Genomic DNA, 18,311 nt, shown 5'->3' on the forward strand with positions numbered 1-18,311 from the left:
CCCATACGCCGGCGCCTGTCCGTACGCGGGGTCCCGTCCGTACGCGGCGTCCTGCCCGTACGCCGCGGGGTCCTGCCCATACGCGGGGTCCTGCCCATGGGCGGGCCCTCGGTCGTCGCTCGGGCCCCACTGTCCGGGCCCGGTCGGCGCCCCCCAGGAAGAGTCGTTCACGGATTCCTCGAACCTCGATCTTCCGCGCTCGCTCAGACTTCGAGCAGCTCGGCTTCCTTGTGCTTGAGCAGCTCGTCCACCTGGGCCACGTACTTCGAGGTGAGCTCGTCGAGCTCCTTCTCGGAGCGACGGCCCTCGTCCTCGCCGACCTCGCCGTCCTTGATCGCCTTGTCGATGGTGTCCTTGGCCTTGCGGCGCACGGAGCGGATGGAGACCTTGGCGTCCTCGGCCTTGGCCTTGGCGACCTTGATGTACTCCTTGCGGCGCTCCTCGGTCAGCTCCGGGAAGACCACTCGGATGATGCTGCCGTCGTTGCTCGGGTTGACGCCGAGGTCGGAGTCGCGGATCGCCTGCTCGATGTTGCGCAGCGCGCTCTTGTCGAACGGGGTCACCACGGCCATCCGCGGCTCGGGCACCGAGAACGAGGCCAGCTGGTTGATCGGCGTCAGCGCGCCGTAGTAGTCGGCCACGATCTTGTTGAACATCGCCGGGTGCGCACGCCCTGTGCGGATCGCGGCGAAGTCCTCCTTGGCGACGACGACGGCCTTCTCCATCTTCTCCTCGGCCTCGAGGAGGGTCTCTTCGATCACCACTTGCTCCTGCGTGTCTTGAGTGAGGCCCGGCCGGGCACGGGGGCGCGGTCGGCTGCGTCGCGTGTCTTTCCTGCACGGTGTCCGACCGGCAGGACATTGTCCATCCCCCTGGGAACCATCAAGGACCCAGGGGACGGGAGGGGGTCAGGCTCGGGTGCCCTGTTCGCCTACGAGGGTCCCGATCTTCTCACCCTTGACGGCACGGGCGATATTGCCCGACGTGATGAGCTCGAAGACGAGAATGGGGAGCTTGTTGTCGCGGCACAGGGTGATCGCGGTCATGTCGGCGACCTTCAGGTCGCGGGTGATGACCTCGCCATAGCTGAGCGCGTCGAACTTCACGGCCTCGGGGTTGGTCTTCGGGTCCGAGTCGTAGACGCCGTCGACACCGTTCTTGCCCATGAGCATGGCTTCGGCGTCGATCTCCAGGGCGCGCTGCGCGGCGGTCGTGTCGGTGGAGAAGTACGGCATGCCCATACCGGCGCCGAAGATGACGACGCGGCCCTTCTCCAGGTGACGTACGGCGCGCAGCGGGATGTACGGCTCGGCGACCTGTCCCATGGTGATGGCGGTCTGCACGCGGCAGTCGATGCCCTCCTTCTCCAGGAAGTCCTGGAGGGCCAGGCAGTTCATGACCGTGCCGAGCATGCCCATGTAGTCGGAGCGGGCGCGGTCCATGCCGCGCTGCTGCAGCTCCGCGCCGCGGAAGAAGTTACCGCCGCCGATGACGACGGCGATCTGCCAGCCCTCGCGTACGACGGCCGCGATCTCACGGGCGATGGCGTGCACCACGTCGGGGTCGACGCCCAGACCCCCGCCCCCGGCGAACGCCTCACCGGAAAGCTTCAGCAGAAAGCGCCCCGCGACTTTGTCGTCGTCGCGCTTGTCGCGCTTCTCGCTCTTGTCGCCTTTATCAGCAGTGTCGGCCTGGGTGGTGGTCATGGGAATCTCGCCTCTTTTACTTGGCACACATACGAAAGAGGCCACTGCCGGTGGGGTGGTTCGCATCCCATGCGCGGCAATGGCCTCCTCGTCACAACTGCGGTCGCCCTGCGTGTACTCGCGCGAGTACACGGACGACTGCTGTCGACCCTAGCGGGGTCTCGCGTCCGGCGCGGTACGGACTCAGATGCCGACCTTGATGCGCGAGAAGCGCTTCAGGGTGACACCGGCCTCCTGGAGGACCTTCTCGACGGACTTCTTGTTGTCGAGGGCGTACGGCTGACCGAGCAGCGTGGCCTCCTTGAAGAAGCCGTTGACGCGACCCTCGACGATCTTCGGGAGCGCGGCCTCCGGCTTGCCCTCGGCGCGCGTGGTCTCCTCGGCGACGCGGCGCTCGGACTCGACGACCTCGGCCGGGACGTCCTCGCGGGAGAGGTACTTCGGCGCGAAGGCGGCGATGTGCTGCGCGACGCCCTTGGCCAGCTCGGCGTCGGCCTTGTCCAGCTCGACCAGAACACCGATCTGCGGGGGCAGGTCGGGCATGGTGCGGTGCATGTACGCGGTGACGTAGGTGCCGGAGAACTGCGCGAAGCGGTCCAGGACGATCTTCTCGCCGAGCTGGGCGTTGGCCTCGTCGACGAACGCCTGGACGGTCTTGCCGGCCTCGATCTCGGAGGCGAGCAGCGCCTCGAGGTCCGCAGGGCTCGTCTTGGCGACGTGCGCGGCCAGCTCGTTCGCGACGGCCTGGAACTTCTCGCCCTTGGCGACGAAGTCCGTCTCGCACTTCAGCTCGACGATGACACCGGAGGTGTTGTCGTCGGCGATGAGGGAGACGACGGCGCCGTTCTCGGCGGAGCGGCCCTCGCGCTTGGCGACGCCCTTCTGGCCCTTGATGCGCAGCGCCTCGACGGCCTTGTCGACGTCGCCGTCGGCCTCGTCGAGCGCCTTCTTGCAGTCCATCATGCCGACGCCGGTGAGCTCGCGGAGCTTCTTGACGTCAGCGGCGGTGTAGTTCGCCATGATCCTGTTTTTCTCTCTACGAAGTCTGAAGCAGTGTGAGAACGAAGGTGACGGTTACGGGTGAAGGCGGGGGCCGCAGCCGACCCCCGCCGTCACTCGTGAAACGTCAAGCCCGCGCGGGTCAGGCCTTGTCGGCGTCCGCGGCCGGGGCCTCGGCGGGAGCGGCAGCCTCGGCGGCCGGGGCCTCCGCAGCCTTCTCCTCGACCTTGGCGTCGGCGTCGGCCGGCTTCGCCTCAGCCTTGTCGTCGGCCTTCTTCTCGCCCTCGAGCAGGTCGCGCTCCCACTCGGCGAGCGGCTCGCCCTGGGCCTTCTCGCCCGGCTTCTGGTCGCCGGCGGCCACGCCGGAGCGGGCGATGAGGCCCTCGGCGACGGCGTCGGCGATCACCCGGGTGAGCAGGGTGACGGAGCGGATCGCGTCGTCGTTGCCCGGGATCTTGTAGTCGACCTCGTCGGGGTCACAGTTCGTGTCGAGGATCGCGACGACCGGGATGTTGAGCTTCCGGGCCTCGCCGACAGCGATGTGCTCCTTCTTGGTGTCCACGATCCAGACGGCGCTGGGAACCTTGGACATCTCGCGGATACCGCCGAGGGTCTTCTCCAGCTTGGCCTTCTCGCGCGAGAGCACGAGAAGCTCCTTCTTGGTGAGACCGGACGCGGCGACGTCCTCGAAGTCGATCTGCTCGAGCTCCTTGAGGCGCTGCAGACGCTTGTAGACGGTCGAGAAGTTGGTGAGCATGCCGCCCAGCCAGCGCTGGTTCACGTAGGGCATGCCGACGCGGGTGGCCTGCTCCGCGATGGCCTCCTGCGCCTGCTTCTTCGTACCGACGAACATGACCGTGCCGCCGTGGGCGACGGTCTCCTTGACGAACTCGTAGGCGCGGTCGATGTACGACAGCGACTGGAGCAGGTCGATGATGTAGATGCCGTTGCGCTCCGTGAAGATGAAGCGCTTCATCTTCGGGTTCCAACGACGGGTCTGGTGACCGAAGTGGACGCCGCTCTCCAGCAGCTCCCGCATCGTGACGACGGCCATGGCCGTACTCCTCTGGTGTTCTCGGTTGTTTCCTGACGCCCACTGCGTGTGCCTGCCGCGTACGTATGTGCTCTTCGAGCCGTCCGTACGGGACCGATAGGCCACTGACACGAACCCGTGAGGGCCGGTGTCGGGGCGTGCGAAGTCGATCCGGTGGGCCGGATCGCCACATGAAGTGTACGGGACCCGCGAGGTAGCGGGTGACGCCGCTGTCCACAACCGATCGGTAGTCCACGTTTCCCGGCCATGATCCCCGCGGCGGCGCTCCGCGGTGGACGCTGAACGCCATGCGAAAACTACTCATGGTGACGATGGCGCTCGCCGTCGTCCTGCTGCTCGCCTCCCCGTCCTGGGCGGGGGACGCCCGTTTCTGGCCGGTGGGCGACCGGCCCCCGGTGGTCCGCGCCTGGGCCCCACCGGCGACGCCCTACGGCCCCGGCCACCGCGGCGTCGACCTCGCGGCCCCCATCGGCGCCCCCGTACGCGCGGTGGCCGACGGCCGGGTCTCGTTCGCGGGGGAGGTCGCGGGGCGGGGCGTGGTCTCGGTGGAACTCGCCGGCACGGGTGACCCACCTCTGCGCACGACGTACGAACCGGTGACGCCGTCGGTGCGCGCGGGCGCCACTGTCGCCTCCGGCGAGGTACTCGGCGTCCTCCAACTCCCCACGACCCACTGCCCGGCGACCTCCCGCTCCTGCCTCCACTGGGGCCTGCGCCGCGGCGCCACCTACCTGAACCCTTTGACCCTGCTGGATCCGTCGACCCTGGGCCGGGGCCCGTCGAGGTTGCTGCCGGTGTGGGGGTGGGCCCTACGCCCATTACGGCACCTCGCCCCCACCCCCGGGGCTCCGCCCCGGACCCCGCTCCTCAAACGCCGGAGGGGCTTATTTTCCCGACCCCATGACGGCCGACCACGTCCACCACCCCGCGACGGCAAGGCGCGTCCGGCCGTCGGCGCCACCCGCCTTGGGCAATCTGCCGCCTTGGGCGGCAGGGTGGGCAAGGCGGCCTCCCCCGGTGCGGCCGCGCGTCCGGCGGTCGGCGCCACCCGCCTTGGGCAATCTGCCGCCTTGGGCGGCAGGGTGGGCAAGGCGGCCCCCGGTGCGGCGCAACGGGAACGAGGGGCGCCGAGCACGGCGCGGCTCATCACCCCGCGGGCGCGCAACAAGAAGAACAGGGCCCGACCACGGCACGGCCACCACCACCCCGGCGCCGCGCACCACGAAAGACCCGCGCCAACCACGGCTCAGCCGTGAACGCCCCGCAGCACCATCCCCACGGCCGCATCCACAATCACGCCCGGCTCCTCCGCGGCACCCAGCTCAATCCTCCGCACGGCCGCATCCACAACCCCCTGCACCAACATCGCCGCGAGCCGAGGCTGCTCATGCCCCATCCGCTCAAGCGCCTCCACGATCATCGCCACAAGCCCACCGTGCGCGGCACGGATCTTCTCCCGCGCCCCGGCATCCAACTCACTCGCGGAAATGGCGACGACCGCCCGATGCCGTCGATCCCCCACCAGCGCCAACTGCTCCCGCACATACGCCTCGACCTTGCCCTCAGGCGTATCGGCCCGCGCCATCCCGGCCTCGACCTCCGCGGCCCACACCGGGAAATCGACCTCGCACAACTCCTCGACCACGGCCGCCCGCGATTTGAAGTACTCGTAGACGGACGAGCGCGCGAGCCCCGTCCGCTCCGCGAGCGCGGGGAACGTCAACGCCTCCGTCCCACCCTCGGACAGCAGGGAGCGCGCCGCGTCCAGAAGGGCGCCGCGCTGCATCGACCGGTGCTCGGCCACGGAGGCCGCTCGAATCCTAGGCACGTCTCCACTTTACGAAGATGCCGCCCGCGACGGGAGCCGCCGGCACCCCGTACCCCGACCGGAGCCGTACCGCGCCCGGCCCTCAGCGCCCGAAACTCGCCAGCTTCGCCCGCAACTGCAGCACGGACTTCGTATGGATCTGGCTGACCCGGCTCTCCGTGACCCCGAGCACATTGCCGATCTCGGCCAGCGTCAGACCTTCGTAGTAGTAGAGCGTGACGACGGTCTTCTCGCGCTCCGGCAGCGTATTGATCGCCCGCGCCAGGAACCTCCGCAGCTCCCGGTCCTCGGCGACCTCCACCGGATTGTCCGCGGCGTGGTCCTCGAGCGTGTCCAGGAGGCTGAGCCGGTCCCCGCCGCCCTCGCCGCCGACGTGCAGCAACTCCTCCAGCGCCACCACGTTCGCCAGCGACAACTGACTGAAAACCGCGTGCAGTTCCTCCAGCGCGACACCCATCTCCGCGGCCACCTCGCTCTCCGAAGGCGTGCGCCGCAACTGCGCTTCGAGCGTGGCGTAGGCGCGCTCCACGTTGCGCGCCTTCTGCCGCACGGAGCGGGGAATCCAGTCGAGCGCGCGCAGTTCGTCGATCATCGCGCCGCGGATCCGGGTGATCGCGTACGTCTCGAACTTGATCTCCCGCTCGATGTCGAACTTCTCGATCGCGTCGATGAGCCCGAAGACCCCCGACGAGACGAAGTCCGCCTGCTCGACATTGGGCGGCAGCCCCACACTGACCCGCCCCGCCACGTATTTCACCAGCGGCGAGTAGTGCAGGATCAGCTGCTCGCGCAGCCGCTCGTCGCCCGTCGCCTTGTACGACCTCCACAGCTCCTCGAGGGAGGAGGGAGCCGGAGGCCGCACGCTGGAGCCGCGCGCGGCGGGGGGTACCGCCGCTCGGTCGGATCCGGAGGTGTGTTGTGGCATGCGCCGCCTTGTGCCGTTCTGCTGCTGCGTACCCAGGAAACCGAGGGTGCTTGACGTACTGGTCGCTGACGTACTGGTCGCTGTGATCGCTCTGCCTGTGAAGATGCCGTGTTGCCCGTCTGGTGATGACTGGTACCGAGCTACCTGCCTGATCCCGGGTGGGAGGGGACGAACCCGGATCCTGGTGAGCGTAGCGTGACTGGAGCGTCGCAGTGTGCGAAGGGTGCGAGATCACCGTTGCGCAGATACGTTCCCTTCGTCGACTCGCGTGGCCGCTTCCGTCGCCACCGCCGACCGGGCCGGAGCGCCAACTGCCGGAATTGCCAAGGTCATCGGGGTGTCATCCGGACGGCGCAACGGACCGCGTCAGGGCACCTCCCTTCCGGGAAAGACCGATTCGATCGCCTGGCGTGTCAACTGCCAGCCGTCGCCGTGTCGTTCGACGAACCCCAACGAGCGCAGTTCGTACAGCCTCCCGATCGTCTCGTCCTCGCTCGTGCCCGCCTCCCGGCCGGCCTCGGCGACGCTGCACACCCCGCGCGCGGGGAGCGCGGCGAGCACCCGCGCCGCGGCGGGCGGCAGCAGGTCGCGGGGCAGGACAGGGCCGCGTCTCTCCGGCGCGAGCTCGCCCATCCGTCCGACCAGTTCGACGACGTCCTCCGCGTCCGTCACCAGAACCGCTTCCTTGCGCAGCAGGTCGTGCACGCCCGCGGAGACACCGCTGGTCACGGGTCCAGGAACGCCCATCGTGTGCCGCCCGAGGCGCTGCGCCCAGCGGGCCGTGCCGAGCGCTCCGCTGCGATGGGCCGCCTCGACGACGACGGTTCCTCTGGTGAGGGCCGCGATCACCCGGTTCCGGAGAATGAATCTGCTGGCCGTCGGGTGGTCGCCGAGCGGCAACTCCCCGATCACGAGTCCCTGTTCCGCGATCCGGTCGATCAACTGGGCGTGCCCGCGCGGATAGACCCGGTCGATTCCGCAGGCGAGCACGGCCACCGTCGCCCCGGTGGCCCCGAGCGCCCCACGGTGCGCGGCCGCGTCGACCCCGTAGGCCCCACCCGAGACCACGACCCAGCCCCGCTCGGCGAGCCCGGCCCCGAGACTCGCGCCCATCCGTACCCCGTAGTCCGTACAGGCCCGAGCACCCACCACGGCCACCGACCGCAGCGCCCACATCCGCAGACTGGGCCCACCGCGGACCCACAGCCCGACCGGCCGCCCGTCTCCCAGGTCGTCCAACTGCCCCGGCCACTCGCCGTCCCCCGGGCACACGAACCGCACCCCGCTCGCCGCCGCCCGCTCCAGATCCCGCTCGGCAGTCGGCGCGTCCCCGGCCCGCGCGACGAGTCCCGCCCAGCGCCCGGCGCTCACCCCGGGCAGCGGCTCGCCCGCCTCGATGCTCCGCACCGTCTCCACGGGCCCGAACTCCCGCAACCACCGCCCGGCGACCTCCCAGCCCGGCTCCACGATTCTCGCGATCCGCACCCGTGCGAGCCGCACCTCGTCGTCGATCCCGCCGCCCATCACACCCCGCCCTCCCTCAGCACCGCCATGCCGTACCCGTCCTCAGGACGCCCCGCCACCGGCCCTCCCGATCCCCACGACGCACTTCGCCCACGCCCCCGCGCAAAACCCCGGCCCTCGCCCACACGCCGACCGCCCCAACGACGCCCCCACTCACGCCACCGCCCCGATCGTCATCGGCACCCCGCGCGAGATCCCGGTCCGCAGTTGCAGCGCGAGCGCCACGTCCTGGGCGAACGGGCGGTCCCGTCCGGCGAGGTCGGCCACGGTCCACGCCACCCGTAGGACCCGGTCGAGCCCGCGCGCGGTGAGAAAGCCCCGCTCCAGGTCGAGTTCGGCCTCGTCCAGGGCTCCGGGCGCCGCGGGCCAGCGGGTGCGCAGCGCGTGCCCCGGCACCTCGCTGTTGGTGCGCCACGGGGTGTCCGCGTACCGGGCCGCCGCACGCTCCCTGGCCGTACGCACCCGGTCGGCGACGACTCTGGTGCTCTCGCCCCGCGGCCCGTTCCCCGCCAGTTCGTTGCGGGTGACGGCGTCCACCTCGACGCGGAGGTCGACCCGGTCGAGGAGGGGGCCCGAGAGCCTCGCCTGGTAGCGGCGGACCGTGGCCGGAGGGCAGTCGCACTCGCCGCCCAGGGCCCGGTACTGCCCACAGGGGCAGGGGTTCGCGGCGAGCGCCATCAGGAAGCGCGCGGGCAGCCGCACCACCCCCGCGCTGCGGGCGATGGTCACATGCCCCGCCTCCAGTGGCTGCCGCAGCGCGTCGAGCGCCTGGCCGCTGAACTCGGGGGCCTCGTCGAGGAAAAGCACGCCCCGGTGGGACAGCGAGACCGCCCCCGGTCGGGCCACCCCCGGTCCACCGCCCACCAGGGACTGCATGGTCGCCGAGTGGTGCGGTGCGCAGTACGGCGCGGTGTCGATCATCGACTTGCCGGGTGGCAGCATCCCGGCCACCGAGTGGATCGCCGTGACCTCCAGCGCCTCCTCACGGGTGAGCGGCGGCAGGACGGCGGGCAGCCGCTCGGCCAGCATCGTCTTGCCCGCGCCCGGTGGCCCCGACAGCATCACGTGGTGCCCGCCCGCCGCCGCGACCTCGATCGCCGTACGGGCGGAGGGCTGCCCGACGACATCGGCGAGGTCGAGCCCGGGTCCGTCGTGCGCGGGCCCGCCGAGCCCCGCGCCCATGCCGCTGCCGGGCATGCTCAGCCCGGCGAGCATCGGATCGGGGCGCCCCGGCTCTTCCACCGCGTCCTCCTGCGGCACCGGCTCGTCCGTGAGCACGGCGATGAGCTGGCGCAGGCTGCGTACGCCGAGGACGGACACGCCCGGCACGAGGGCCGCCTCCCCCGCCGTGCACTCGGGGACCACGACCTGTTCGTAACCGGCGTCGGCCGCGGCGAGCACGGCGGGCAGGACGCCCCGCACCGGCCGCACCCGCCCGTCCAGGCCCAGCTCCCCGATCATCACGATGTCGGCGAGGATCCGCGGGTCGATCCGCTCGGCCGCGCCGAGCACGGCGCAGGCAACGGCGAGATCGAAGCCCGAGCCGCCCTTGGGCACGGACGCCGGGCTGAGCCCCACCGTGAGCTTCTTCTGCGGCCAGTCGCCCCCGGAGTTCACCACCGCTGCCCTGACCCGGTCGCGGCTCTCCACCAGGCTCTTGTCCGGCAGCCCCACCAGCGTGAACGCGGCGACGCCCGGCTCCAGGCCCGCCTGCACCTCGACGACCACGCCCTCGACGCCCACGAGCGCCACGGAACACGTACGCGCGAAGCCCATCAGGACACCCCCCGCACATGCTCGACGCACGGCGCCCCGCGCTCCGGCAGCAGTACGCCGACGAGGTCGATGCGGACGCCGCCGGGCGGCGCTCCCCCGTGCTCCTGCACCCAGCGCTCGGCGAGATCGCGCAGCCGCGCCGCCTTGACCGGTGTGATCGCGGCCATCGGATGCTCGAAGGCGCCCGCGTCGCCGCTGTGTCCCCTGCGGGTCTTGACCTCGCACACGACGATCGCGTCGCCGTCCCGCGCCACGATGTCGATCTCGCCCGACCTGCCCGCGCGCCAGTTGCGCGCGAGCACCGTCATCCCTGCGTCGGTCAGCCGCCTCGCGGCCAGATCCTCGCCGTACTTCCCCAGTGCACCCCGTGCGTTCACGTCGGCACCACCTCCGGCACCCACGCTGAGGCCTCAGCGAGCAGGAAGTGGATCTTGGTGAACTACCGACGGGTTGTGGATAACTCCGTCACCCGCGGTGCATCAGCTACCGGGAAGCTCCAGGTCGCTCTTGTTGAGCTCCTCGATATTCACGTCCTTGAACGTGAGCACCCGCACCTGCTTCACGAAGCGCGCGGGCCGGTACATGTCCCAGACCCACGCGTCCGCCATCGACACCTCGAAGAAGACCTCACCCTGCACCGAGTGCACCTGCATCTCGTAGTCGTTGGTGAGGTAGAAACGCCGCTCGGTCTCGATCACGTATTTGAACAGACCGACGACGTCGCGGTACTCCCGGTAGAGCTTCAGCTCCATCTCGGTCTCGTACTTCTCGAGGTCCTCGGCGCTCATGGCATGTTCCCCTTCAGCCGTGCGTCCCCCTATTGTGCGCCAGCCCCGTGCGTCTCTAGACGATTTCCGTGTCCAGGACCTCGGGCCGGCTCGGGGGACCTTCGTCGAGCAGCCGCCTCAGCAGCTCGGCGAGTCTGGTCGGATACACCGTCTCATGCGCCTCGGCCAGTTCCCGGTACGTCCACCAGCGCGCTCCCGCGACGCTGCGCCGCTCCAGGTCGGTCAGGCCCGTCCCGTCGATCTCCACAAGCGCCGTCGAGACCGTCCTCGTACGGGCCAGGAAGTACCACTCGTCCTGATCCCAGCGTCGGCCGACGAAGGGGAAGGAACAGATCCGCTGCCACAGCACAGGCCCCAGTTCGACGTCGGTGATGCCGGTCTCCTCTGCCAGTTCCCGCAGGGCGGCCTCCTCACGCGTCTCGGCGCCCTCCAGGCCGCCGCCGGGCGTGAACCACCAGTCGTCGGCGGCATCGCCCGGCTCGTGCCCGTGCAGCAGCAGGATCCGGTCCTCCGGGTCGAGCAGCACGACACGGGCGACCCTGCGCAGCTCGCGGCCCGGTTCGGCCTCAGACACGGACCGGCTCCGGAGCCCGGTCGTGCGAGCGCCGCGAGCGCTTCGCGATCGGCCCGTACGCGGCTCCGCCGAGCACCAGCACGGCGCCCGCCACGACGGCCACGACCATCGGCTTCAGCGGCCCCGGCTGCGAGAGGCCGCCCGGCAGCGCCTCGAACCCGGTGGGCTTCGGCAGCCCGGCCATGGGCCACGCCAGGGCATCCACCCGGCCCTTCACAGCGCCGCGCTCCACCGAGCCGTTCTCGCTGTCGCCGATGTGCGCGCTGGAGTCCAGGGAGTCGGAGCGGTGGTCACCGAGGAGGAAGAGCCGGCCCTGCGGGACGGTCGTCGTCCTGATGCCGGTGAGGGAGGCGCTCTCGCCCTTCGGGAGGTACTGCTCGTCGATCTGCTTGCCGTTGACGGTCAGCTTGTTCTGCGTGCAGCAGGAGACCTTGTCGCCGCCGACACCGACCACGCGCTTCACCATCGGAACGTTTCCCCAGGAGTTCTCCTGGAAGACGACGACGTCACCGCGCTTGACCTCGCTGCCGTCGATCCGCTCCGCGAGCACGCGGTCACCGGCCTTGATCGTCGGGTCCATGGAGTCGGTGGGCACCGTGTACGGCTGGTACACGATGGCGCCCCAGATGAATCCGCCCAGGAAGAGCACACAGCCGAGGGCCACGGCTATGCCGGACAGCGCGCTGCCGACCTTGCCGTGGCCCTCATTCGTACGACGCGTCCTGCTCATCCCAGTTGCTCCCCCGGTTCGGAGAAATCGATCTCGTCGAACCGGCCCCGGAACGGCGCGGACCACGGAAGATCGGCGATCTGGGACGGCACACTACCCCGCGCTACGAGTCGCAGAAACCCTGGTGTTCCCCTCGGTAACGCGCTGATTGATCTTGCGCCGACGCCACAGCACCAGGGGCGCCGCACCCGCGAGCCCGAGCGCGCCCGGAGCCACGTTCGCGACGGCGTTGATGCCCGACTGGTCGAAGGTGTCCGGCACCGGCAGCGTCGACCAGTGGGTGGGCGGCCAGGCCACGACGATGGCGCGTCCTACGACGTTGTCGACCGGCACGAAGCCGTCGTTCTTGTCGTTCTGGTGGTAGCGCGAGTCCATGGAGTCCTGGCGGTGGTCACCCATGGCCCAAACTTTGCCTTCAGGAACCTTCACCTTGAACGTTCCACCGGCGTTGTCGTCGCTGCACGGGGTGTTGCCCGGGTAGACGTACGGCTCGTTGAGCGCCTTGCCGTTGACCTTGAGCGGGCCGGTGCCCTTGCACTCGATGGTGTCGCCGCCGACGCCGACGACGCGCTTGATGAGGTCCTTTTCGTCGGCGGACGGCATGAGGCCGATCCAGCTGAGGACCGTCTGCACGGCGTTCGGCTCCGGCGCGGGCTCGCCCGCCAGCCAGTCCGCCGGGTCGTGGAAGACGATGACCTCGCCGCGCTCGGGCTCCGAGCCGAACCACGGGGTGAGCTTGTCGACCAGGACCCGGTCACCGATCTTCAGCGTGTTCTCCATCGACGCCGACGGGATCGAGAACGCCTGGACCAGGAACGTCTTGATCAGCAGCGCCAGGACGAGCGCGATGCCGATGAGGAGCGGCAGCTCCTTCCAGAAGGAACGCTGCTTCTTGGGCCCGCCGCGCTCGGCGTCACCCGCTCCTGATTCGCCCGGGGGATCAACCGTCGAGGCCTCGTCCGCCTCGGGCGTCCGGCCCGTCGGCCCCGGACCCGCCGCGCCGTCGGATCGCCCGGGCTCCTCTTCGGGTCCATGCCCTGACCGTGCGCCGACCGCCAAGTCCCCCACATCCACTCCTCACTCCGTGCCGCTGCCTGATCCGTATCCGATGCAGGCCCACCACTCCCATAACGAGCGGGAGTTCCGCAGGGGTCGGGAGGGGGATAAATCCGTCCGAATCCGAAGCGTTCGAGCCCGGTCCGGCACCGTACGTGGAGGCCACCCTATGCGACGTTCCTGAGAGGGCGGACGACCCGTCTCCTTGCGCGTCGGCCACGGCGGCGAAGGTCGGCGGCTCCTCCAGCGAGGACCAGTGGCCGATCGGCCAGCCGATGAAGCGGGCCCGCCCCACGACGTTGTCCAGGGGCACGAAGCCGTTGTTCTTGTCGTTCATGTGGTAGCGCGAATCGGCCGAGTTGGCCCGGTGGTCGCCCATCACGAACAGCCGTCCCTTGGGGACCTTCACCGAGAAGTCGAACTTGGAGGGGGCGTTCCCCGGGTGGATGTAGGAGCGCTCTTCGAGCGGTGTCCCGTTGACGGTGACACGGCCCTTCTTGTCGCAGCACTTCACGGTGTCGCCGCCGACCCCCACGACCCGCTTGATGAGGTCCTGTTCGTTGTCGGACGGCAACAGCCCGATCCAGGTCAGGCCTTCCTTGACCTGCTTCACGCCGGCCGGGGGGTCCGCCTTCTGGACGGCCTCCTGCTTGAGCCAGTTGTCCGGGTCCTGGAAGACGACGACGTCGCCGCGCTGCACGTCCGCGCCGAACCAGGGGGTGAGCTTGTCGACCAGGACCCGGTCGCCGATCCGGATCGTCTGCTCCATGGATCCCGAAGGGATCACGAACGCCTGCACAAGGAACGTCTTCAGTACAAGGGCGATGGCCAGGGCCACGCCTATGAGGAGGGGTATCTCCTTGAGGACCGAGCGCCTTCGGCGCCGCTTCACCTTGCGGGCGAGCTTGCGGCGCTCGGCCCTTCCGGGCTGCGCGGGGCCGCTGGTGGGCCTGCTGCCGGTGGGCAGTCGCTCGTCGCCGTGGTGGCCGCGGGACTTGCCGCGCCTACCCATGGGCGCCGCCGGCCGCGGGCACGCGCGCGTAGACGTCCTCGCGCGACAGGGAGTGCCAGTGCCCGGTCGGCCAGGCGATCCACTCGGCCTTGCCGATCACCTGGTCCACGGGGACGAAGCCGCCGCCCGGCGCGCCCAGGTAGTCGCGGGAGTCACGGGAGTCGCTGCGGTGGTCGCCGAGGAGGAAGAGGGTCCCTTCGGGGACCACGATGTCGAAGGGCACCTTCGAAGGCGCGTCCTTGGCGTGCAGCACGGAGCGCTCGTCGACGGACTTCCCGTTCACCTCGATCCTCCCCTTGGTGTCGCAGCAGACCACCCGGTCTCCCCCGGTGCCGACGACGCGCTTGATGTAGTCGCCCTCCCCGAAGTATCCGCTGCCGTCGAAGACGACCACGTCGCCACGGGTCGGCTCGGCACCGAAACGGTACGCCAACTTATTTACGAGAACGCGGTCCCCGACCCTCAATGTGCTCTCCATGGAGCCGCTGGGGATCTGGAAGGGCTGCATCACGAAGACGGAGAAGGCCAGCAGCAGCGCCAGGCACAGCAGCAGGCTCAGGGTGACGCGGCCGCCGGGCAGCCAGTCGACCACCCCGGCAAGCAAAGAGGAGCGCGACCGGTCCTCCTCGCCCTGTGAGGTGTCCTCGTGGGGCTCGGAGGAGCGGTCGCGCTCCTCGTGCTGTGCTTCGGTGTCCATCGAGGCCAGATGCTATCCGGCCGCTCTGTGGACCCCGCAGGCGCGTGGCGCCGACGCCCCCTTGGGGCGCCGAGCGGCTCAGTTCTCGCGCTTCTCCTTGATCTTCGCGGCCTTGCCGCGCAGCTCACGGAGGTAGTACAGCTTGGCGCGGCGGACGTCACCCTTGGTGACGAGCTCGATCTTCTCGACGATCGGCGTGTGCACCGGGAAGGTGCGCTCGACGCCGACGGAGAAGGAGACCTTGCGGACCGTGAAGGTCTCGCGGACGCCGGCGCCCTGGCGGCGGATGACTACGCCCTTGAACTGCTGCACACGGGAGCGGTTGCCCTCGATGACGCGGACGTGGACGTTGACGGTGTCGCCGGGGCGGAAGGCCGGGACGTCGCTGCGCAGCGACGCGGCGTCGACGGAGTCGAGCAGGTGAGACATGATCGTCTGCTTTCTTCGCCGATGCCACAGGTCATCGGCGGGAGGTATGCGATGAGTTTCGGTAGCTGATCGCGTCGGGCCTTGCGTCTGGACCATCCCCGCTGGCGCGAGGAGCAATTCCGGTCGTTCCCCCTGTGGCAGGGGCGCAGGCTGGACGTACAGCAGCGGCCTATTCTTCCACGAGGTCGGGCGTGGGCCCAAATCGTCCGTCGGGGCGGGGGCCCCAGCCCAGGATCGAGAGCATTTCGCGGTCCTTCTTGTCGAAGGCCTTGGGGTCGGTGCGCTCGATCAGATCGGGCCGGTTGTCCACCGTGCGGCGCAGCGCCTCGTCGCGGCGCCACCGGGCGATCTTGCCGTGGTGGCCGCTGAGCAGCACGTCGGGAATGTCCCGGCCGCGCCACTCGGGGGGCTTGGTGTAGACGGGGCCTTCCAGGAGGTTGGCCATGGCGCCGGGCGCGAAGGAGTCGTCCTCGTGCGAGGCGGAGTTGCCGAGGACGCCGGGCAGCAGCCGCGCCACGGCCTCCGTGATGACCAGCACGGCGGCCTCTCCGCCCGCGAGGACGTAGTCGCCGATGGAGACCTCGTAGACGGGCATACGGGTCGCGTACTCGTCGATGACGCGGCGGTCGATGCCCTCGTAGCGGGCGGGCGTGAAGACCAGCCAGGGGCGCTCGGAGAGCTCTACCGCGAGTTCCTGGGTGAAGGGGCGCCCCGAGGGCGTGGGGACGACCAGGGCGGGCGCCTGGGCCCCGTTCTCGTACCCGTCGGCGAGTACGTCGTCGAGGCAGTCGCCCCACGGTTCGGTCTTCATGACCATGCCGGGGCCGCCGCCGTAGGGAGTGTCGTCGACCGTGTTGTGCCGGTCGTACGTCCACTGCCTCAGGTCGTGCGCGTGGACGTCGAGTTGGCCACGCGCGCGTGCCTTGCCGACGAGGGAGACGTTCAGCGGTTCCAGGTACTCGGGGAAGATCGTGACGACGTCGAGCCTCATGCGGACTCCCCCTCGGAGTCCTCGCGCGACGAAGCGATCTCCGCGCGGTCGTCGATGAGACCGGGCGGCGGGTCGATGACCGCCTTCTGCTCCTCAAGGTCGATCTCGGTGACGATCTCCTCGACGAACGGGATCATGACCTCACTGCCGTCGGGACGCTCCACGATGAACAGGTCCTGCGAGGGCAGGTGCGAGATCTCCGTGATCCGGCCGACCTCGGTGCCGTCGACCGTGACGACGTCGAGGTCCATGAGCTGGTGGTCGTAGAACTCGTCCTCTTCCTCGGGGAGTTCCTCGGGGTCCACCTCGGCGATCAGGAGGGTGTTGCGCAGCGCCTCGGCGCCGTTCCGGTCGCGTACGCCCTCGAAGCGCAACAGCAGCCGGCCGGAGTGCACCCGGCCGGACTCGATGGTGAGCGGTCCCGCGGACGCGGGGTCGGTGGCGAGCCGTGCGCCGGGGCCGAGCCGCAGCTCGGGCTCGTCGGTGCGCACCTCGATGGTGACCTCGCCCTTGATGCCGTGGGCGCGGCCGATGCGCCCCACTACCAACTGCACGTCGGAAACTCTCCTGTCAGCCCACCGAGGGGCACAAACGACTCGGGCCGGGGACGGCTCGTAAGCCCTCCCCGGCCCGAGCCGGTGTTCAACTTTTCTCAGCGAACCTGGTCGACGTCGACGAGGTCGACGCGGACACCACGGCCGCCGATGGCACCCACGACAGTGCGCAGCGCGCGTGCGGTGCGGCCGTTGCGGCCGATCACCTTGCCGAGGTCGTCGGGGTGGACCCGGACCTCGAGGACGCGCCCACGGCGCAGGTTGCGCGAGGCGACCTGCACGTCGTCGGGGTTGTCGACGATGCCCTTCACGAGGTGCTCAAGAGCCTCCTCGAGCATGCTCAGGCCTCAGACGACTCGGACGCGGCCTCGGCCTCGTCCTTCTTCTCAGCCTTCTTCTTCTGGGTGATGGCCTCACCCTTGGGCTCGTCCTCGGTGGCCAGCGCCTCGAAAGAGGGGCGGGTGGCCTTCGGCTCGGCGACCTTCATCGGCTCCGGGGCCGGCAGACCCTTGAACTTCTGCCAGTCACCGGTGACCTTGAGGATGGCCGCGACCGGCTCGGTCGGCTGCGCGCCGACACCCAGCCAGTACTGGACACGCTCGGAGTCGACCTCGATGCGCGACGGGTTCTGCACCGGGTGGTACAGGCCGATCTCCTCGATCGCACGGCCGTCACGGCGGGTGCGGGAGTCGGCGACGATGATGCGGTAGTGAGGCGAACGGATCTTGCCCAGACGCTTCAGCTTGATCTTGACTGCCACGGGAGTGGTGTCTCCTGGTCTTGACGTGGGTGGGCACGGCGAGATTGCCGCGTGGGGTTGCGGTACCCGAGTGCCCGATGGACGCGTCAGCCGGAGGAGAGAGGGGTCCTGTGCGACTGTCGAGTACAGCTAGCCATTGTGCCACAGGTCTCCGGAGCGGCCGAACCCGGTGCACGACCGCCCCCACCAGGAGCGGCGCGCTCACCCCACCGCGGCACCGACGACTTCCGGAATACGGAACGGCTTTCCGCAGCCGCCGCACATGATGGGGGCTTGCGCGAGCACCGACGGCACGACACGGACGTTGCGGCCGCAGTCGCAGACCGCCTTGACGCGGACGCCGCCCCCGGAGGAGCCGTGCCGCGCGGCGGGGCCGCGGAAGCTGCGCTTGGTGTCCGCGGCGGTCGCCACGGTGTGCGCCTTGAGGGCGCGCTGGATCCGCTCGATGGTCTGCCGGTAGCGCTGCTTCGCCTCCGGGTTGAGCGTGACCAGCGAGAAGCCGCTGCTGGGGTGCGGCTCCTCGGGATGGTCGAGGCCCAACTCCTCGGCGATGGCCAGGAATCTGCGGTTGTGATAGCGGCCGGCGCGCGAGGTGTCGCGGATTCCGCGCGCGGCTGCGATGCCGTGGACTGCCTCGTGAAGGAGTCGTTCGAAGGAGAGCTCGCGTCCGCAGGCGGACGAGGACTCGCCGATCAGGGATTCGGGCGCGGCAAGATCCGGCAGCTCGGGGTGGTGCCGCTGAATGTCGGCCCACGCCCCTGCCAGCTCTGCGGCGAGAACAGGTGGTGTCGTGCTCACGTCGTGACAACGAGCCGGGGTGCCTCCGTGTTCCTATTCCGGGGCATCCCAAATAATTTGCACGTACCAGTCAGTTGCCGCTGATGCGTCCCGACGAGGGCGGGTGCGCC

21 protein-coding genes and 1 pseudogene are annotated in these 18,311 nt (G+C 69.9%); 1 reads left to right on the forward strand and 21 read right to left on the reverse strand.

Features of this window, described 5'->3' with window-relative positions; genetic code table 11:
* Nucleotides 1-203: 203 nt before the first annotated feature.
* The 4 genes from frr to rpsB form a co-directional block, all read right to left on the reverse strand.
* Nucleotides 204-761 (reverse strand): ribosome recycling factor, encoded by a 558-nt coding sequence (gene frr, locus RBJ65_RS24535; protein ID WP_306318708.1) that lies wholly within the window; start codon nt 759-761, stop codon nt 204-206.
* A 147-nt stretch (nt 762-908) separates the two neighbouring features.
* A complete protein-coding gene (pyrH, locus tag RBJ65_RS24540; RefSeq protein ID WP_306318709.1) occupies nt 909-1,706 on the reverse strand; it encodes a UMP kinase in 798 nt (265 codons plus the stop codon).
* A 183-nt stretch (nt 1,707-1,889) separates the two neighbouring features.
* Complete coding sequence (tsf, locus tag RBJ65_RS24545) at nt 1,890-2,726, reverse strand: translation elongation factor Ts (protein ID WP_306318710.1); 837 nt, start codon at nt 2,724-2,726, stop codon at nt 1,890-1,892.
* Nucleotides 2,727-2,847: 121 nt separating this feature from the next.
* Nucleotides 2,848-3,759 (reverse strand): 30S ribosomal protein S2, encoded by a 912-nt coding sequence (rpsB, locus tag RBJ65_RS24550; RefSeq protein WP_306318711.1) that lies wholly within the window; start codon nt 3,757-3,759, stop codon nt 2,848-2,850.
* A 311-nt stretch (nt 3,760-4,070) separates the two neighbouring features.
* On the opposite strand from rpsB, the pseudogene RBJ65_RS24555 reads away from it, so the two are divergent.
* Nucleotides 4,071-4,562: pseudogene (locus tag RBJ65_RS24555) on the forward strand (murein hydrolase activator EnvC); the annotation flags it as partial.
* A gap of 443 nt (nt 4,563-5,005) precedes the next feature.
* Here the strand turns inward: RBJ65_RS24555 and RBJ65_RS24560 are convergent.
* The 17 genes from RBJ65_RS24560 to RBJ65_RS24640 form a co-directional block, all read right to left on the reverse strand.
* On the reverse strand, nt 5,006-5,563 hold the full coding sequence (locus RBJ65_RS24560) for a TetR/AcrR family transcriptional regulator (RefSeq protein WP_306318911.1): 558 nt from the start codon (nt 5,561-5,563) through the stop codon (nt 5,006-5,008).
* Between the two features lie 106 nt (nt 5,564-5,669).
* Entirely contained in the window at nt 5,670-6,512 is an 843-nt protein-coding gene (gene whiG / locus RBJ65_RS24565; RefSeq protein WP_306318712.1) for an RNA polymerase sigma factor WhiG, read from the reverse strand.
* Between the two features lie 366 nt (nt 6,513-6,878).
* The gene (gene dprA, locus RBJ65_RS24570; RefSeq protein WP_306318713.1) at nt 6,879-8,036 is read right to left on the reverse strand and encodes a DNA-processing protein DprA; all 1,158 of its coding nucleotides are present in this window, start codon (nt 8,034-8,036) and stop codon (nt 6,879-6,881) included.
* Nucleotides 8,037-8,189: 153 nt separating this feature from the next.
* Nucleotides 8,190-9,812, reverse strand: coding sequence for a YifB family Mg chelatase-like AAA ATPase (locus tag RBJ65_RS24575; RefSeq protein WP_306318714.1), 1,623 nt, complete (start codon nt 9,810-9,812; stop codon nt 8,190-8,192).
* Nucleotides 9,812-10,189, reverse strand: a complete 378-nt coding sequence (locus RBJ65_RS24580; RefSeq protein ID WP_306318715.1) for a YraN family protein — start codon at nt 10,187-10,189, stop codon at nt 9,812-9,814. Before RBJ65_RS24580 ends, RBJ65_RS24575 begins: the two co-directional genes overlap by 1 nt.
* 102 nt (nt 10,190-10,291) lie before the next feature.
* Entirely contained in the window at nt 10,292-10,600 is a 309-nt protein-coding gene (locus tag RBJ65_RS24585; protein WP_005311352.1) for a DUF2469 domain-containing protein, read from the reverse strand.
* 55 nt (nt 10,601-10,655) lie between these two features.
* Complete coding sequence (locus RBJ65_RS24590; protein ID WP_306318716.1) at nt 10,656-11,174, reverse strand: NUDIX hydrolase; 519 nt, start codon at nt 11,172-11,174, stop codon at nt 10,656-10,658.
* Nucleotides 11,167-11,904 carry a signal peptidase I gene (gene lepB, locus RBJ65_RS24595; protein WP_306318717.1) on the reverse strand — a complete coding sequence of 246 codons (738 nt, stop codon included), beginning with the start codon at nt 11,902-11,904 and terminating at the stop codon, nt 11,167-11,169. Before lepB (RBJ65_RS24595) ends, RBJ65_RS24590 begins: the two co-directional genes overlap by 8 nt.
* Before the next feature lie 93 nt (nt 11,905-11,997).
* Nucleotides 11,998-12,963, reverse strand: a complete 966-nt coding sequence (gene lepB, locus RBJ65_RS24600) for a signal peptidase I (RefSeq protein WP_306318718.1) — start codon at nt 12,961-12,963, stop codon at nt 11,998-12,000.
* The gene (gene lepB, locus RBJ65_RS24605; RefSeq protein ID WP_306318719.1) at nt 12,845-13,972 is read right to left on the reverse strand and encodes a signal peptidase I; all 1,128 of its coding nucleotides are present in this window, start codon (nt 13,970-13,972) and stop codon (nt 12,845-12,847) included. Before lepB (RBJ65_RS24605) ends, lepB (RBJ65_RS24600) begins: the two co-directional genes overlap by 119 nt.
* On the reverse strand, nt 13,965-14,669 hold the full coding sequence (gene lepB / locus RBJ65_RS24610; RefSeq protein ID WP_306318720.1) for a signal peptidase I: 705 nt from the start codon (nt 14,667-14,669) through the stop codon (nt 13,965-13,967). The genes lepB (RBJ65_RS24605) and lepB (RBJ65_RS24610) overlap by 8 nt, the downstream gene beginning before the upstream one ends.
* Before the next feature lie 78 nt (nt 14,670-14,747).
* Nucleotides 14,748-15,098, reverse strand: coding sequence for a 50S ribosomal protein L19 (rplS, locus tag RBJ65_RS24615; RefSeq protein WP_018531094.1), 351 nt, complete (start codon nt 15,096-15,098; stop codon nt 14,748-14,750).
* Nucleotides 15,099-15,267: 169 nt separating this feature from the next.
* Nucleotides 15,268-16,089, reverse strand: coding sequence for a tRNA (guanosine(37)-N1)-methyltransferase TrmD (gene trmD / locus RBJ65_RS24620; RefSeq protein WP_306318721.1), 822 nt, complete (start codon nt 16,087-16,089; stop codon nt 15,268-15,270).
* Nucleotides 16,086-16,643: a ribosome maturation factor RimM gene (gene rimM, locus RBJ65_RS24625; protein WP_306318722.1), complete on the reverse strand. Its 558-nt coding sequence runs from the start codon at nt 16,641-16,643 to the stop codon at nt 16,086-16,088. Before rimM ends, trmD begins: the two co-directional genes overlap by 4 nt.
* A gap of 98 nt (nt 16,644-16,741) precedes the next feature.
* Complete coding sequence (locus RBJ65_RS24630; RefSeq protein WP_014176063.1) at nt 16,742-16,981, reverse strand: RNA-binding protein; 240 nt, start codon at nt 16,979-16,981, stop codon at nt 16,742-16,744.
* Between the two features lie 2 nt (nt 16,982-16,983).
* The gene (gene rpsP, locus RBJ65_RS24635) at nt 16,984-17,403 is read right to left on the reverse strand and encodes a 30S ribosomal protein S16 (protein WP_306318723.1); all 420 of its coding nucleotides are present in this window, start codon (nt 17,401-17,403) and stop codon (nt 16,984-16,986) included.
* Nucleotides 17,404-17,604: 201 nt separating this feature from the next.
* The gene (locus RBJ65_RS24640; RefSeq protein ID WP_306318724.1) at nt 17,605-18,201 is read right to left on the reverse strand and encodes a hypothetical protein; all 597 of its coding nucleotides are present in this window, start codon (nt 18,199-18,201) and stop codon (nt 17,605-17,607) included.
* Nucleotides 18,202-18,311 lie beyond the last annotated feature (110 nt).

The organism is Streptomyces sp. KL109B (assembly GCF_030766935.1).
In the GTDB taxonomy this organism is placed as follows: domain Bacteria; phylum Actinomycetota; class Actinomycetes; order Streptomycetales; family Streptomycetaceae; genus Streptomyces.

Excerpts from the sequence above, each read along its gene's own strand:
- rplS (WP_018531094.1), bottom strand. The coding sequence starts at position 15,098 with ATGTCTCACCTGCTCGACTCCGTCGACGCCGCGTCGCTGCGCAGCGAC.
- lepB (WP_306318719.1), bottom strand. The coding sequence starts at position 13,972 with ATGGGTAGGCGCGGCAAGTCCCGCGGCCACCACGGCGACGAGCGACTG.
- pyrH (WP_306318709.1), bottom strand. The coding sequence starts at position 1,706 with ATGACCACCACCCAGGCCGACACTGCTGATAAAGGCGACAAGAGCGAG.
- RBJ65_RS24575 (WP_306318714.1), bottom strand. The coding sequence starts at position 9,812 with ATGGGCTTCGCGCGTACGTGTTCCGTGGCGCTCGTGGGCGTCGAGGGC.
- rpsB (WP_306318711.1), bottom strand. The coding sequence starts at position 3,759 with ATGGCCGTCGTCACGATGCGGGAGCTGCTGGAGAGCGGCGTCCACTTC.
- RBJ65_RS24630 (WP_014176063.1), bottom strand. The coding sequence starts at position 16,981 with ATGCTCGAGGAGGCTCTTGAGCACCTCGTGAAGGGCATCGTCGACAAC.
- tsf (WP_306318710.1), bottom strand. The coding sequence starts at position 2,726 with ATGGCGAACTACACCGCCGCTGACGTCAAGAAGCTCCGCGAGCTCACC.
- whiG (WP_306318712.1), bottom strand. The coding sequence starts at position 6,512 with ATGCCACAACACACCTCCGGATCCGACCGAGCGGCGGTACCCCCCGCC.
- trmD (WP_306318721.1), bottom strand. The coding sequence starts at position 16,089 with ATGAGGCTCGACGTCGTCACGATCTTCCCCGAGTACCTGGAACCGCTG.
- dprA (WP_306318713.1), bottom strand. The coding sequence starts at position 8,036 with ATGGGCGGCGGGATCGACGACGAGGTGCGGCTCGCACGGGTGCGGATC.
- RBJ65_RS24585 (WP_005311352.1), bottom strand. The coding sequence starts at position 10,600 with ATGAGCGCCGAGGACCTCGAGAAGTACGAGACCGAGATGGAGCTGAAG.
- lepB (WP_306318720.1), bottom strand. The coding sequence starts at position 14,669 with ATGGACACCGAAGCACAGCACGAGGAGCGCGACCGCTCCTCCGAGCCC.
- lepB (WP_306318717.1), bottom strand. The coding sequence starts at position 11,904 with ATGAGCAGGACGCGTCGTACGAATGAGGGCCACGGCAAGGTCGGCAGC.